General features: G+C 66.2%; 11 protein-coding genes and 1 pseudogene. 6 read left to right on the top strand and 6 right to left on the bottom strand.

What is annotated here, in order from left to right; translation table 11 throughout:
- Window positions 1–154: 154 nt before the first annotated feature.
- Window positions 155–2,572, bottom strand: coding sequence for a CRISPR-associated helicase Cas3' (cas3, locus tag JHW48_RS15755; protein ID WP_119886650.1), 2,418 nt, complete (start codon window positions 2,570–2,572; stop codon window positions 155–157).
- A gap of 1,098 nt (window positions 2,573–3,670) precedes the next feature.
- Between cas3 and JHW48_RS15750 the strand changes: the two genes are divergently transcribed.
- The 6 genes and pseudogenes from JHW48_RS15750 to JHW48_RS15725 all read left to right on the top strand — a co-directional run bounded on the left by JHW48_RS15750 (window position 3,671) and on the right by JHW48_RS15725 (window position 8,649).
- Window positions 3,671–4,174, top strand: coding sequence for a hypothetical protein (locus tag JHW48_RS15750; RefSeq protein WP_119886649.1), 504 nt, complete (start codon window positions 3,671–3,673; stop codon window positions 4,172–4,174).
- Between the two features lie 83 nt (window positions 4,175–4,257).
- Window positions 4,258–5,255, top strand: a pseudogene (locus JHW48_RS15745) (IS481 family transposase).
- Between the two features lie 195 nt (window positions 5,256–5,450).
- On the top strand, window positions 5,451–5,885 hold the full coding sequence (locus tag JHW48_RS15740; protein ID WP_119886949.1) for a hypothetical protein: 435 nt from the start codon (window positions 5,451–5,453) through the stop codon (window positions 5,883–5,885).
- 7 nt (window positions 5,886–5,892) lie between these two features.
- Entirely contained in the window at window positions 5,893–6,852 is a 960-nt protein-coding gene (locus JHW48_RS15735) for a phosphotransferase family protein (RefSeq protein ID WP_119886950.1), read from the top strand.
- The gene (locus JHW48_RS15730; protein ID WP_119886951.1) at window positions 6,842–7,789 is read left to right on the top strand and encodes a T3SS effector HopA1 family protein; all 948 of its coding nucleotides are present in this window, start codon (window positions 6,842–6,844) and stop codon (window positions 7,787–7,789) included. Before JHW48_RS15735 ends, JHW48_RS15730 begins: the two co-directional genes overlap by 11 nt.
- 101 nt (window positions 7,790–7,890) lie before the next feature.
- Window positions 7,891–8,649, top strand: a complete 759-nt coding sequence (locus JHW48_RS15725) for a hypothetical protein (RefSeq protein WP_170152325.1) — start codon at window positions 7,891–7,893, stop codon at window positions 8,647–8,649.
- Window positions 8,650–8,896: 247 nt separating this feature from the next.
- Here the strand turns inward: JHW48_RS15725 and JHW48_RS15720 are convergent, their stop codons facing one another.
- The 5 genes from JHW48_RS15720 to JHW48_RS15700 are packed head-to-tail and all read right to left on the bottom strand — an operon-like array spanning window position 8,897 to window position 14,453.
- Window positions 8,897–9,625 carry an SDR family oxidoreductase gene (locus JHW48_RS15720; RefSeq protein WP_119886953.1) on the bottom strand — a complete coding sequence of 243 codons (729 nt, stop codon included), beginning with the start codon at window positions 9,623–9,625 and terminating at the stop codon, window positions 8,897–8,899.
- 26 nt (window positions 9,626–9,651) lie between these two features.
- Window positions 9,652–10,371 carry an SDR family oxidoreductase gene (locus tag JHW48_RS15715; RefSeq protein WP_119886954.1) on the bottom strand — a complete coding sequence of 240 codons (720 nt, stop codon included), beginning with the start codon at window positions 10,369–10,371 and terminating at the stop codon, window positions 9,652–9,654.
- 20 nt (window positions 10,372–10,391) lie between these two features.
- Window positions 10,392–11,978 (bottom strand): FGGY-family carbohydrate kinase, encoded by a 1,587-nt coding sequence (locus JHW48_RS15710; protein ID WP_119886966.1) that lies wholly within the window; start codon window positions 11,976–11,978, stop codon window positions 10,392–10,394.
- A complete protein-coding gene (locus JHW48_RS15705; RefSeq protein ID WP_119886955.1) occupies window positions 11,978–12,961 on the bottom strand; it encodes an ABC transporter permease in 984 nt (327 codons plus the stop codon). Before JHW48_RS15705 ends, JHW48_RS15710 begins: the two co-directional genes overlap by 1 nt.
- Window positions 12,951–14,453, bottom strand: a complete 1,503-nt coding sequence (locus JHW48_RS15700) for a sugar ABC transporter ATP-binding protein (protein ID WP_119886956.1) — start codon at window positions 14,451–14,453, stop codon at window positions 12,951–12,953. Before JHW48_RS15700 ends, JHW48_RS15705 begins: the two co-directional genes overlap by 11 nt.
- Window positions 14,454–14,479: the final 26 nt, after the last annotated feature.

Genomic DNA, 14,479 nt, shown 5'->3' with positions numbered 1-14,479 from the left:
GCCTCGGGATTCGTCCCGAGGCTTTTTATTTATCTCCTATCCGCCAAAAGCCGTCAAGCGTCCGTTCGCTTACGCCATAAAGAATAAGTCCTTATATCCCCGCACGCGCGGGGAACTTGTGGAGGCCCGCTTGCGCCAAACGAACAAGTCCGGGTCATCCCGTTCGGGAACGCACCAACAGTAACCCCAAATCCGCATCATATGCCAGCCCCTCGCAGATCGTGCCATCCTCCTCGACGATGCACAGCGTGACAGAGACCTTGTGCCATTCCGGCCAATCCGCCGTGAACGCCGTCAGTTCGGGTTGATTCTGATCAGGCAGGTCCAGCCCCGCCAGCCGAGCGGCACTGGCCGATACTTCGCTGAGGGCTTCGGCTTCGGCGCGATCTGGCGCGTCGGACCACGGCCGCAGGGCATTGCCTTCGCGCCGCAGCAGCAACAGCGTGCGCGTCTCCTGCCCAAGCCTGGTGGGGTATTCGGCATCGTCCGAGGCACCGCCGCCGTCGCGATAACCGTCCTCGATCGTGATGGTGTTCTGGCGGGCCCTGTTGGCCCGGGCATAGCCCTCACCCAGGGCTTCGGTCTCGGCGCGTTCCAGTGCGGGCGGCACGGCGCGGGCATCGGGGCCATGCACGGCCTCGATCAGGGCGCGCAGGTTGCCGGGGGCACGAAGGTCGCCCGCTTCGGCCAGGACCTGAGCGGTCCGCCACTGATCGGCCTGCGGATAAACCCATGCGCCGCCCTCCAGAACGGCGTGGAGCCAGCGTTCATCCTCGACCCGCGCGGGGTCTGGGGCGACGATGTGCAGGACCGGCGCGGGAACCGGTCGGGCGGATGCGGGGCGCAGGTCCATGTGCCGCCACAGCCGCCCGGCCCGCTGGATCAGCGAGGCAATGGGGGCAAGGTCCGACACCATCACATCGAAATCCAGATCGAGGCTGGATTCCAGCACCTGCGTGCCGACCAGCACCCGCCCGGCGCGACCAGTGCCCTCGGGCCCGAACTGCGCCATCACCCGCGCCTCAATGCGTTTTCGATCCGCCAGTGTGAAGCGGGCATGCAGCAGGTCCGCTTCTATCCCACGCTCGCGCAGGGCAGCGACGGCGGCGATCGCATCATCGACCGCATTGCGCACCCAGACACAGGCCGCGCCCCTCGCCGTTGCCTCCGCCAGCAGATCCACGGCCGCAACAGCGTCGGGGAGCCGGTCGACGACAACATCACCCTTTGTCAGCGCGGGCGGAGGAAAGTCGCGGATCGCAGCCCCACCGGTGATAGAGAGGCTGGGATAGGCCGGGTCGTGGTCTTCGGCAAAGTCCCGGCCCGCGCCTTCGGCAAAGGCCCGCGACAGCCGCGCCCGCAGGTCCAAGGGCAACGTGGCGGTCAAGAGGATTGCAGATCCGCCCTGCATCGCATGAAGCCGTAACAGGGTCGCCAGCTCGTGCGCCAGATACGGGTCGCCCATCTCATGCGCCTCATCGACGATCAGCACCTTTCGCGACAAGCCCCAGTTGCGCAGCGTCGCGAAGCGCGTCGGCAACACGGCCAGCAATGCTTGATCAATAGTGCCCACCCCGATATCGGCCAGCAGGGCGCGGCGTCGGCTTTCGGCCAGCCAGTCGCCGCATACAGGCGCGTCCGAGCTTGGCGCCGCGTTGCGCACATCGCGGAACTCTACCGACAAGCCGGCGCGTCCATGGGCCAGCGTCAGCGATGGCTCTGACTGGAACAACCCTGTGACCACGCCGCGTGCGCGACGGAACATCGCATCGGCAGTCGCCATGGTCGGCAAAGCCAGATAAGCGCCCCGCCCCTTGTCTGCGCACAGCATCCGCTGCAACAGGATCAGCGCCGCCTCGGTCTTGCCTGCGCCCGTCTCGTCCTCAATGATCGGCAGCATGGGGCCGGGGGGCAGGGCGATGTCCCGTGCCGCCTGCTGCATCGGGCGCAGCGCGAAATTGAACAGCGGCTCAGCCTTCGGCGCGGGTGGCAACAGCCCAGCAGCCGCTAACGCTTTCGGAGCCTTCCAGCGGGCCATCTTTAGATAGTCGGGCAGGCTCAGTGTTGCAGAGGTTGGGGAGAACCATTCAGCGTTAGAGCCAACCCAATCCGCCACTGTCGTCACGCCAGCCAACAGCCACGTGAGATGCTTAGCCTCCCTGTTGCGCAGCCCCGATAACGACGCAGCAGGCCACAGATCGAGGCACACACGCACGAACGCCAGTGCATCCTCTTCCGCCTGTGCGCCCGCCATCGCCCGCATGGTTGTCCAATCACGATCCGGGGCGTGCGGTGGACGCCCATGATGACCGGCAATTGCAGCGATCAGCGGGCGCAGCGCATGGAACGTTCCCCCGAGTTGCTTCAACATCAGCGTCTCGGTGCTTTCGGCTCGCAGCCAAGCCTCGGTAACTTCCCAATGCTTCCAAGCCTGAGCACTGCCATTGTAGAGCATGTCCCGGAATGGCTTTCCAATCTTGCCGACGTCGTGCAGCGCAATAAGCAAACAAAATAGGTCCCTTCTAGGGTGGTCAGCCAGAAGGATCTCTGCGACCGCTGCGACATCCAGCATATGATATGCTGCCGGGTGCGCTGGCATTCCGCTGCTGGCGCTTTTGCCTGGCCAGCGTCCAATCTGAGACAGGTTCATAATGCTCACCTGGAAACCGACATCTAATTTCTAATTGCGCCTCCACAGCGGCGCCGATGGAAAACTAGCCACTGCAGCTAAAACCCGACGGCCGCGTTATGGGGTCACCAAATTACGTGCAGGGCCCGCCGCTTGCGCTAGGCCAAGAACCGTCATTGTCGAACTGTTGGATCCGTCGTGCACGAACCTGACGAGAGTAGAGTAGGCCGCAAAGAGGGAAGCGTCTCGCATTTGCCTGAGTAAACACCCTATCCTGAAAACCCATATCCCGCCTCCCGTTCTTCCAATCTCGCCCTGGCGCTGACCAGCGCGATCAACCTGCCATGCACCCGTCAAGGTCCAGCGATCTGCCGTCCTGGAGAGATTAGCCGCTCGGCGTGAAACGCGAAACCCGCCCGGATCTCAACATTGTGGATAGTGCCAGCGTAACGGGGGCAACAGGCGCTGTTACGAAATAGCTGTGTGAATTCAATTCTGTAACGTCGTAACGCCTGTAACGCCGGGGGAGAATGTGTTTATGTGCCCGTATGTGCGTATGCATGCGCGTATGTGTAGGCGAGTATGTATGTATATATGTTACGCTGTTACACAATACATTTATTTCTTTAACTTCAATAGCTTGAGCGTATCGAGGAGCGTAACGCCAGCGTAACGGCCGATACACCGGGGGCGAACTGGATTATTCATTCAAAATCAGTTTCTTACAGGATTTCGGCCATTGAAACTCGGCCCGGGGCGCTCACCGCTCTGGGCGCCGGTCGAGCAATTCCCTTACCGGATTTCCAGTCGGGCTCGAACGTCGGGTCATCCGTCTCGACGGGCGGAAGGGCACAGCAGATCGCGTCAGTGAGCGAAGATCGTCCATTTGATAACGAAAATGTTATTTCAAATGGCCTGTTGACACGGTGATTCGCGGCCGTCAGACTCACTTCATGCCGCGGCACATGCTGGGCAGGCCTCGGCAGGGCATCTCACCTCCCCGCCAAGGCCCTAACCTGCCAATCTTCTCAGGAGACTGACATGGCTACCGAGACCTCTAGCACCGCGCCCTGCGCGGCGAAAGCGCCTATATGGGCGGTTACTCCCTACGGTCGGCAGTTCATTGCCCTGCTGAACGCCTGGGGCGAGCACATCACCGCAGAGCGTATCCTGGCATGGACCGAGCCGTCCGATCCCCGTCACGGGCGGGCCCAGGCCCGGGTCGAGGAGGCGCTGCCGGGCTTTCATGACGCATTGCTCGCCATGATCGAAGCCACCCCGTCCGACCCGCTCGACGTGCCTCTGCGCCGGATGGTGTTGCTCGTGGCGACGCTTGTGCGCGAGGGCCGCACCTCGGCCTTCACCCGCTACGAGACGGTGAAGGGCGATCTCGAACCGTTCTTGTTCGCGCCTGGCGAGGGTCCTGCGGTCGCTGAGGTCCGCAAGATGCTTGCCGCCGCGGAGCGCCGCATCGCCCTGATGGCGCGGCTGTCCTGCTCTCGCACCGAGGGTGCCGCGCTCGAAGCCGAGCTTCTCGCGGCCTGACACCCCACTCATCGCTGACAGCCTAGGTGTTTGATCCCATGGTTTGATGGTGCAATCCTTTCGCAGGAATGGAAGGAAGCATTATGGGACAAGTTCGTCACGGGAGCGCCACGACCACGCACGCTGTCAGAGCTGCAATAATGAGGGCCGGCTCGCCATCGGTCCGAGGGCCTCGCCCGAATGATCGCAAGCTTCGCTCGCGCAGCTGAGCCGGGAGCTCGGCATCAACCCAAAGACTGTCGCGAAGTGGCGCAAGCGCGAGACAGTTGAGGACCGTAAGACTGGGCCGAAGGAGCCACGCTCCACGGTCTTGAGTGAGGCCGAGGAAGCAACAATCGTCGCGTTTCGGCGCCATACGCTGCTGCCGCTGGACGACTGCCTCTACGCTCTTCAGCCCTCTATCCCACATCTGACGCGCTCGGCGCTGCACCGATGCCTGCAGCGGAATGGCATTTCGCGACTGCCGGACGTGGGCGGGGACAAGCCCAAGCGTGCGAAGTTCAAGCGCTACCCGATAGGTTTCTTCCATATCGACATCGCCGAGGTGCAGACGGCCGAAGGCAAGCTCTTCCTCTTCGTAGCCATTGATCGCACCAGCAAATTTGCTGTCGTTCAATTGGCGGAAAAGGCCAACAGGAAAACCGCTTGGGAGTTCCTGGAGCACCTTCTGGACGTCGTGCCCTACCGCATCCACACGATCCTGACCGATAATGGCATCCAGTTCGCAGAGCAGCCTCGAAACCGTAACACTCCTTACTCTCGGCAAATGCGGTTCGACATGATTTGCGAGGCAAACGGGATCGAGCATCGGCTGACCAAGCCCAACCACCCGTGGACGAATGGCCAAGTCGAGCGGATGAACAGGACGATCAAGGACGCGACCGTCAAGCGCTACCACTACGACAGCCACAGCCAGCTGCGCACGCACCTCGCCGATTTCATCGCCGCCTACAATTTCGCACGCAGGCTCAAGACGCTGAGCGGTGTCACACCCTACGAATACATCTGCAAGGTCTGGACTTCAGAGCCAGACAGATTCATCGTCAATCCGATCCACCAGATGCCGGGACTGAACACCTAGGAATATGGCAATAAAAGCGCGGCAGATCGATGCATGGAATCGGGCCGCACGAGCAGTCATACATGACGACACGCCCGGATATTGCAGAACGCGCATCTTGCCGACCCGGCATCAAAAAGAGTTGAACTGATGATCCCGCATGGCATCATGAAACCTGTCTGCGACAGGCAGGCGCGTTGCGAGGGATTGTGACCGATGGACAAATTCAAGGCGCCTTTCATTGCCCGGATCCGCGAGCGTGTCGGTGATGACGTGCAACTGCGCCCTGCGCGCTGCTATATCGGCGATTCGCCCCGGCGGGGCATGCTGCGGCTCTACGCCTCGGCCGATCTGGCCAGCTTCATCGAGGTCGAGGAGAAGGCGATCGTCCACGTCGAACCGGTGAAGGATTCCGGTCTTGGCGCGGTCACCGTCTGGCTGCTGGCCGAGGCGAAGGTCGAGGTGACCGGCCGCAAGGCGTCGATCGCTGATTTCATGCGCGGCCAGTTGACGCGCGACATCTCGGATCTGGTGCCGGTCAGCCGCGTGACAGGGTTGAAGGACACGCCGATCGGGCCGCCGACCAGCGGCGCCATGCTGTCGCCCTATTTCGCGGGCACGCTGCCAGGCCTGACGCCCATCGGTCTGTGACGCAGGCATGGGCCGATATGCGCCGCTCAGCGAACGGGGAGCGCTGGCCTATGCGCTGCGCGAGGGGCTGATTGCCACGGTCGCGGGCCAGGATCTGTTGGTTGCGGCGCGCCATGGCCGAAACAGCGCCTTCATCCTGCGCGCTCCCGCGAACCGTCCGGGTCTGTTCCTCAAACAGGCGCGCGACGGCAATGCGGCCGATGCGGCCATCGGGCGCGAGGCCAGGCTGCTGCTGGCACTGGAGGGACAGGGGATCACGCCGCCGCTGATCCGGTGGGACGAAAGCGCGGGCATCATCTGCGTGGCCGAGATCGAGCCGGCACCGGTTCCGCCCTTGCCACGGGACGCGGTCCGTGCGCTGGCGTCGGCCCTTGCCCGTCTTCACCGGCTGCCCCCGCCCGCGACGCAGGATGCAGTGCCGCCATTGGTCACGGACCCGCGCTTCTGGCATGGCATGGCCGAACGCGCGCCGCTTTTCGCCGATCTTGTCCGCCAAGCGCCGGGGTTGGCGCAGGACTGCATGCGCGCCGGGGCGATATTTCGTCGTTCGGCGATGGTGCATGGTGATGCCAAGGTGCAGAACCTGCTGATGCCCCCCGGCCGCCCGGCCGCTCTCATCGACCTGGAGCTGGGCGGGGCGGGCGATCCCGCATGGGACATCGGCTGCATGATCGCGGATGCGCTGATGACGGCGTTGCTGGCTGCAAGCGATGAGGCGGGCTTTGAGCAGGCGGTGCAGGATGCCGCTGACTGGACCGCGGCGGGGCTGGCCGCCTATGGCACCCCGCTCCATCCACGCGATCCCGCGGATTTGGGGCGCATGGCGGCGCTGGCCTGCGTGACGTCGGTCTTTACCCAGCTTCAGGGCGTGCAGGACCTGACGCGCGCGCCGCTCAGTCTGATGCAGATGGCGATCGGTGGGCTGGCCGACCCCGCCGGGTTCTGGGCGGCCCTCCATGCTGGCTGAGGTCTTGCAGGCGATCCTCGGCGGCCTGTCATCGCGGGGTGATGCAGGCTACCGCTTTTTTGGTCGCAAGCGTGATCTGACCGCCGCACCACGATTTCGCGCGGGCACCGAGGCGTCGCGGCGCGGCATCCTGGTCCAGGCCCTTGCCCATGACATCTATGCCCGGCTGAACGAGATCCCGGCCGCCGAAACCGCCTTGGAGCTTGCCCATCCCCAAGGCAGCGATGGCAGTGTGCTGCCCCTGCGGCTGGATCAGGTGACGGCGGGGGGCATGGCGGTGCTGTGGCACGGCGCGGCTAGAATGACCTTGGCGCCAGGGCGATATCGTCTGCCCGTGGCCGCGGGACGCCAGCCAAGGCCCGGTGATCTGGCGCAGCTTGTCCCACGCAGCCTGCGTGCGGATGCACAGCCGGGCTGGATTTACCAGACGGCCCATGCGCCGCTGAACGCCCTTCCCGGCCGGATCGTGCGGATCTATCTCGATATTGCCGAAGACAGGGGCCTGCGCGCCGCAGAGATCTGCACTGAATGGGCGGAGGCCGAGGGCGTCGCGCTCGCCTTCAAACATGCCGCCACGGCCCGCAATCGGCGTGACGCCATGGTCCTCTATCTGGGCATCGAGCAGGCTGTGGCAATGGCACCCGAGCTGAGCGCGCTGTGCCAGCGTCTGTCGCCCCTGACGCGGGGACGCCAGGCAATGCTGACCCGCCCCCTGCTGGACGGGATCGGATATGCCGAAGATCCCATCACAGGCGGCAGCTTCGGCATGAGCCGCGCGGTGCTTCTGGCCGACATCGCCCTCGCCGTCGCCATTGACGGGGCCGAGCCGGAAACGCATCTCGGGCAACTTTGTGCGCGTGACGGGGTCGATGCGGAGAGACCGTGGCGCAACGCCTGCCGGGGTCCGCGCCCGGTCATCTGCGACCTGGCATGCTGAGCCGGGCAACCTCGGCACGGTTGACCTTGCGGGCGGGACAGGCGGCCCGACAGCTTGGCTTCCTGCTGCGCGATGCCGGGATATCCTTGCGCGAGGGCGGCATGATCTGGATCGACGAGATCGCGCCCCCCTCGCACGGATCGGCCGGTTGGTCGCGGCACGGGCCGATGGGCGCCGAACTGGGTCGCGGCCTGCCGGGAATTGTCCTGGCGCTCGGCCGGGCCGGGCTTGTCTGCGATTGCGCCTCGTTTACCCGGGCCGCGCAGGCGGCAGCGCAAGCCGCGCGATCCGCCCCCCGGCCCTTGGGACGCGGGGTGCTCACGTCACTGGCCGGGGCGCGGCTGGTCCTGGATCCGCTACTTACGCCCGGTTGGACGCGGGATCTCGGGCCGCCGCGAAAGCTGCCCATGGCCCATCGCAGTTGGTGGGACAGCAAGGATGCGGCTGCGATGGCAAAGGGGAACCCTGTCCCGACCGGTCAGGCTGCTCAGGACATGGTGTCGACCTGGGCGGGACGCTTGAATGGCGATGCGTGGACGAAATCCGATCTCGCCGCGTTGTCTGCCTTTTTGCTATCCTGCCCGTCCGACACGCTTCGCACGGGTCGTGCAGGGGTGCTGACCGTGGTGCCGCAAGCCGCCCTGGAACCGGATCTGGCCGATGCGCTGATCGTCATGATCGATGATCTGCTGGCCGAAGGCCCCCGCGGCCTGGCGCCCGCAGGTCCGATGCGGTTGTCCTATGCGGATGGTCTGGCGGGGTTGGTCGCTGTCCTGTCCAGCCTTGCCGCCGGGGCCCGATGGACGACGCTTGGCGGGCTGCCATGGGACAAACCCGCAAATGGCAGCCATGCCTGCTGATGCCTGCGTGGCGGCTGCAGACTTCGCCGACCCGATCCGTCTGTGCCGAATCACCACCGGCACAGTCGCGAATGGCGACCGCACGCACACGCGTTTCGTCGAACCATACGGGACCGCGACGTTCCTAAAGCATTCAGATTGGCAAGATTCGCCAAGCTGACGCGAAACACCGTGGCCGCAGCCGGATATGCGCTGAAGCCGCCCCTTGCACAGGCACCTGTCCAAAGGCGTCGCGTCGCGGCAGGGATCAGATGTCGAACATGCTGGGCAGCACGATCATGTCGCGGACCGTGACGTTGCGCGGCCGCGTCAGCATATAGATCATCGCGTCCGACACCTCCTCCGGCTCCATTAAGGCTCCGGCATCCTTCATCCGCTGCAGCCGCTCGGGCTCCCAGTCCGACAGCAGGGCCGAGACGACCGGACCGGGCGAGACCTGCGCCACGCGCACGCCCTGGCCCATCAGCTGCCGCCGCATCGTCTGCACGAAGCACGTCACCGCCCATTTGGAGGCGGAATAGACCGGCTCGACATGGATCGGCGCGTGGCCCGCGATGGAACAGGTGACGATGATGTCGCCCGTGCCGCGCCCGGTCATGTGCGGGGCGACGGCATGGACGTTCTTGATGACCGCATTGACGTTCAGGTTCAGCATCCGGTCGATGGCCGCCGGATCGGTATCCTTCAGATCACCGCCGATATAGCTGCCTGCATTGCAGAGCATGATGTCCAGATGGCCGACCTTGGCCAGCACCTCGGGCACCATCGCGTCGCAGCTGGCCGGGTCCAGCAGATCGGTGACCTGCGTGACCACATCGCCGCCCAGCTCGCGCGCCAGCTGGTCCAGCGCCTCGGCGTTGCGGTCGATCATCACGACCCGCGCGCCCGCATCCAGCAGGGCGCGCGTGGCGGCCAGCCCGATGCCCGAGGCCGCGCCGGTGATCGCGGCGATCTTGCCGCTGAGGGATTCGGACATGGTCTTCTCCTTGGAAATGATGGTGTTCAAACGGCCAGGAAGCCGCCATCCAGCGGCAGGACGGCCCCGGTGATCATCGCGGCGTCGTCCGACAGCAGCAGCGCGATGGCGCGGGCGACATCCTCGGCCTCGGCAAAGCGGCCCATCGGGTGGCGGGCCATCATCGGGTCCTTTTTGGCCGGGTCGCTCCAGGCGGCGGCGGCCAGTTCGGTCATGGTGACGGTGGGGGCGATGGCCGCGACGCGGATGCCGTGGGGGCCAAGCTCGCGCGCCATGACGCGGGTCGCCCCCTCCAGCCCGGCCTTCGAGGCCGCATAGGCGACGTGATCGGCGAAACCGCGATGGCCCGCGATGCTGGTGACGTTGACGATGACGCCCCCGCCCCCGGCCGCGATCCGGTCGCGCGCGAAGTCCTGCGCGCAGATCAGGGCGCTGCGCAGGTTGATGTCCATGACCGTGTCATAGCCCGCATCGGACAGCGCGATCAGGCTTTCCAGCACATTGGTCCCCGCGCAGTTGACCAGGTGATCGGCCCGGCCCGCTTCGGCCATGGCGCGGCGGGCGGCGGCGGGGTCCGACAGGTCCGCGACGATGCCGGTGCAGCCCGCGCCGAGGCTGTCCAGATCGGCCTTGGTGCGGCTGATGGCGCGCACACTTGCGCCCCGCGCGGCCAGCAGCTGGGCTGTGGCGCGGCCGATGCCCTTGCCCGCGCCGGTGATGATGACCGTCTTGCCGGTGAATTGCATGTGAACCTCTGGGAAATGGATCAGGGCATCCGGGCGCGGATCTGGCGCGCGGTGTCCTGCAATGTGACAAAGGCGGCAAAGCGCGCCTCGTGCAGGGCGCGGGTCCGGCCCGTCGCAGGGTCATGGGTCCGCGCGACGCGGGACATGGCGGGCATGGCGCGCGCAAGATCGGGATAGCCGCCCGAGGCCACCGCCCCCAGCATGGCCGCGCCCAGCAGCACAGGCTCGTCGCATTCGGCGCAATCGACCGGCAGGCCCGTCGCATCGGCCAGCAGCTGGCGGATCAGCGGATGCCGGCCCGCGCCGCCGCTGATCGCGATGCGGCGGACCGGGGCGCCATGATCGGCCTGGGTCTCGATGATCTGGCGCAGCCCGTAGCCAAGCCCGCACAGCCCCGCCACATAGAGCCGGATCAGCGACGCGATGCCCGCATCCATCCCCTGCCCCATCACCACGGCCCGCGCCTGCGGATCGGCAAAGGGGGCGCGGTTACCCAGAAATTCGGGGACCACATGCAGATGGCCCGCATCCTCGACCGCGCGCGCGGCGTCGCCTGCCTGATCGGCCAGCCATTCGGGCAGCGACCGCCCCGCCGCCCGGTCCAGCGCCTCGCCATGGGCGGGGTGCATGCGGATCAACTGGTCGATGGCCGCCCCCGCGACCGATTGCCCGCCCTCGTTCAGCCACATGCCGGGCACCATGGCCGAGAAATAGGGCCCCCAGACCCCCGGCACGAAGGCCGGATCGCGCGTCGTCGTCATCGTGCAGGACGAGGTGCCGAAGACATAGCCGAGCGAGTCCACCGGATCGCCCGCCGCCGCGACCGTGCCGATCCCGCCCGCATGGGCGTCGATCAGCCCCGCCGCCACCGCCGTGCCGGGGCGCAAACCCATCGCCGCAGCCGCCTCGGCCGTCAGGCCCGCGCCGAGGGGGGTGCCGGGCGTAACAACCTCGGTCCCGATGCGCGAAAAGCCCTCGTCGGCCAGATCGCCGAGGCCAATGGCGCGGAGATACGCCGCGTCCCACCGCCCCTCATGCGCCAGATAGGTCCATTTGCAGGTCACCGTGCAGATCGAGCGCGCGGCACTGCCCGTCGCCTTCCAGGTCAGGAAATCGGTCAGGTCGAAGAAGTGGCGGGCGGCGGCATAGACCGCGGGGCGGTTCTCGCGCAGCCACAGCAGCTTGGGCGTCTCCATCTCGGGCGAGATGCGCCCACCGACATAGGCCAGCACCGCGTGATCGCCCGCATTGATGCGCGCGGCCTGATCCTTGGCGCGGTGATCCATCCAGACGATGATGTCGCGTTCGGGATGGGCGTCATCGCCCACCCCGCCGGGCAGATCGCCCGCGACGACCAGCGAACAGGTCGCATCGAACCCGATGCCCCGCACGGACGTGGGATCGATGCCCGCGGCACCCACCGCCTCGGCCACCGCGGCGCAGACGGCGTCCCAGATCTGGGCGCTGGACTGTTCGGCGATGTCGCCCGAGGGGCGGTGCATCGCGATGTCCCGCCTGGCCGAGGCCAGCATCGCGCCGCGCCCGTCGAAGACCCCGGCCCGCGCCGATCCGGTGCCGACATCCACGCCGATGACATAGCCCTCCATCAGCGCCACTCCCGCCCGATATAGATGGCCAGCAGGATGATCAGACCCTTGATGACGTCCTGCATATAGGGGTTGATGCCCATCAGGTTCAGCCCGTTGTTCAGGATGCCCAGCAGCACCGCCCCGATCAGCGTGCCGAGGATCAGCCCCCGCCCACCGGCGATGGCCGTGCCGCCCAGGACCACGGCGGCGATGGCGTCCAGCTCGAATCCGACGCCGGCATTGGGCTGGCCGCTCATCAGCCGGCCGGTCAGCACGATGGCCGCGATCGCCGCCGTCAGGCCCGAGATGCCGAAGACCGCCAGCTTGATCAGCCGGGTGCGCACGCCAGACAGGCGCGCCGCGGTCTCGTTCCCGCCGATGGCATAGACATGGCGGCCGAAGGCGGTGCGCTGCAACAGCACCCAGGCCAGCGCATAGACGATGACCATGATGATGACCGGCACCGGCACGATGCCCACGCGGCCGACCCCGAACCAGGACACCCAACCCGGCAGCCCGCTGATCGGGTAGCCTCCCGAATAGATGAGGCCGAGGCCCCGCGCGATGCCCATCGTCGCCAACGTCACGATGATCGCGGGCATCTTGCCCCACGCGACCAGCGCCCCGTTGAAAAGGCCAAGGCCCACACCCACGCCAAGTGCCGCCAGCAGGCCGATCCCGCCATGCAGCCCCATATTCACCATCAGCCCCGCTGCGATGGTCCCGGCCAGCGCCATGACCGCGCCCACCGACAGATCGATCCCGCCGGTCAGGATGACGAAGGTCATCCCCACCGCCAGGATCCCGACGACCGAGACCTGCCGCAGCACGTTCAGGATGTTGTTCACGGTGAAGAAATTGTCGCTGGCAAAGGCCATCAGGGTCGAGACGACGATCAGCCCGACCAGCGGCAGCGCCAGCGGCGAATGGAACAGCCAGTCCAGCGCGGACTGGCGCGCGCGTGCCTTGGCGGGGGCGCCGATATTGGCATCATGCGACATGGTGGACCTTTCCGGTGGTGGCGTGGGTCATGATCTCCTCCGAGGTGATGGCCGCGCCCTCGACGGTGGCGGTGATGCCGCCGGACCGGAAGACGCAGACGCGATCGGCCATGCCGATCACCTCGGGCAGCTCGGACGAGATCATGATGATGGCAAAGCCCTGCGCCGTGAATTCGCGCATCAGCTGATAGATTTCCGCTTTGGCGCCGACATCGATGCCGCGCGTCGGCTCGTCGAAGATCAGGACGCGCATCTGGTGGTTCAGCCAGCGGGCGATGACGACCTTCTGCTGGTTGCCGCCCGACAGGGTGTCGACGCGGGCCTGCGCGCCCTGTGCCTTGACACGGACCTGCTCCATCGCGGTCTGGGTGCAGGCGCGTTCCTTCTTGAAATCGATGAACCAGTGCCCGCGACGATATTTGCCGTAATTGTTCAGCGACACGTTCTGCAGGATCGAGAAGCTGGTGATCAGCCCCTGTTCCTTGCGGCTTTCGGGCAAAAGGCCGATGCCGTGCATCAGCCCGTCGGCCGGATCGCGCAGCCGACGCTCGGCCCCGTCCACGCGCAGCGTGCAGCGCGCGGCCGGGTATTCGCCCAGCATGGACAGCACGGTCTCGGTCCGCCCCGATCCGACCAGCCCGGCAAAGCCCAGAATCTCGCCCGCGCGCAGTTGGAAACTGGACACCGGACCGCCGCGACGCAGTTGCAGCTCGGTCACCTCCAGCACGACGGGGGCGGCGGGATCGGGGACGGGTTTGGGGGGAACGCTGTTCTCGATCCGGCGGCCGACCATCATCTCGACCAGCCGGTCGGTGGTGACATCGGCGACGGCGGTGCTGCCCACATATTCACCGTCGCGCAGCACGGTGATGCGGTCGCAGATCTCGAAGATCTCCTCCAGATGGTGCGAGATGAAGACGATGGCCACGCCCGCCGCGCGCAGTTCGCGCATGACCTTGAACAGGCGCTCGGTCTCGGCCGGGGTCAGGGTCGCGGTGGGTTCGTCCAGGACCAGGATGCGGGCGTCCAGCGACAGGGCCTTGGCGATCTCGACGAATTGCTGTTCGGCCACGGACAGGCGCGCGATGGGCACGTCCAGCGGCAGGTCGACCTCCAGCCGGCGCAGGATCTCATGCGCGCGGGTCCGCATGGCGCGGCGGTCCAGAAGGCCGAAGCGGGTCTTGATCTCGCGCGCCAGGAACATGTTCTCGACCGCGGTCAGATAGGGGATCAGGCTGAATTCCTGAAAGACGATGCCGACGCCGGCGGCGATGGCCTCGTCGTAATTGGCGAAGTGGCGGCCCTGGCCGTCGATGGTGATCGTGCCGGCACTGGGCTGGATGATGCCGCTGACGATCTTCATCAGCGTGGACTTGCCGGCGCCGTTCTCGCCCAGCAACGCGTGGACCTCGCCCGCGCGGACCTCCAGATCGACGCCGTGCAGGACCTCGATCGGGCCGAAGCTTTTGCGGATGTCCTTGAGTGCCAGCATCTTGCGCCTCCGTTGATCGGCCGCGC

The organism is Paracoccus aestuarii (assembly GCF_028553885.1).
GTDB lineage: Bacteria > Pseudomonadota > Alphaproteobacteria > Rhodobacterales > Rhodobacteraceae > Paracoccus > Paracoccus aestuarii.
Note: the sequence above shows the minus strand (reverse complement) of the source record. Positions and strands in the feature narration are given on the sequence as shown.

Bases quoted from the DNA above. Each gene is read 5' to 3' on its own strand.
- JHW48_RS15740 (WP_119886949.1), top strand. From the start codon at position 5,451: ATGGACAAATTCAAGGCGCCTTTCATTGCCCGGATCCGCGAGCGTGTC.
- JHW48_RS15730 (WP_119886951.1), top strand. From the start codon at position 6,842: ATGCTGGCTGAGGTCTTGCAGGCGATCCTCGGCGGCCTGTCATCGCGG.
- JHW48_RS15715 (WP_119886954.1), bottom strand. From the start codon at position 10,371: ATGCAATTCACCGGCAAGACGGTCATCATCACCGGCGCGGGCAAGGGC.
- cas3 (WP_119886650.1), bottom strand. From the start codon at position 2,572: ATGCTGGATGTCGCAGCGGTCGCAGAGATCCTTCTGGCTGACCACCCT.
- JHW48_RS15735 (WP_119886950.1), top strand. From the start codon at position 5,893: ATGGGCCGATATGCGCCGCTCAGCGAACGGGGAGCGCTGGCCTATGCG.
- JHW48_RS15725 (WP_170152325.1), top strand. From the start codon at position 7,891: ATGATCTGGATCGACGAGATCGCGCCCCCCTCGCACGGATCGGCCGGT.
- JHW48_RS15710 (WP_119886966.1), bottom strand. From the start codon at position 11,978: ATGGAGGGCTATGTCATCGGCGTGGATGTCGGCACCGGATCGGCGCGG.
- JHW48_RS15700 (WP_119886956.1), bottom strand. From the start codon at position 14,453: ATGCTGGCACTCAAGGACATCCGCAAAAGCTTCGGCCCGATCGAGGTC.
- JHW48_RS15705 (WP_119886955.1), bottom strand. From the start codon at position 12,961: ATGTCGCATGATGCCAATATCGGCGCCCCCGCCAAGGCACGCGCGCGC.
- JHW48_RS15750 (WP_119886649.1), top strand. From the start codon at position 3,671: ATGGCTACCGAGACCTCTAGCACCGCGCCCTGCGCGGCGAAAGCGCCT.
- JHW48_RS15720 (WP_119886953.1), bottom strand. From the start codon at position 9,625: ATGTCCGAATCCCTCAGCGGCAAGATCGCCGCGATCACCGGCGCGGCC.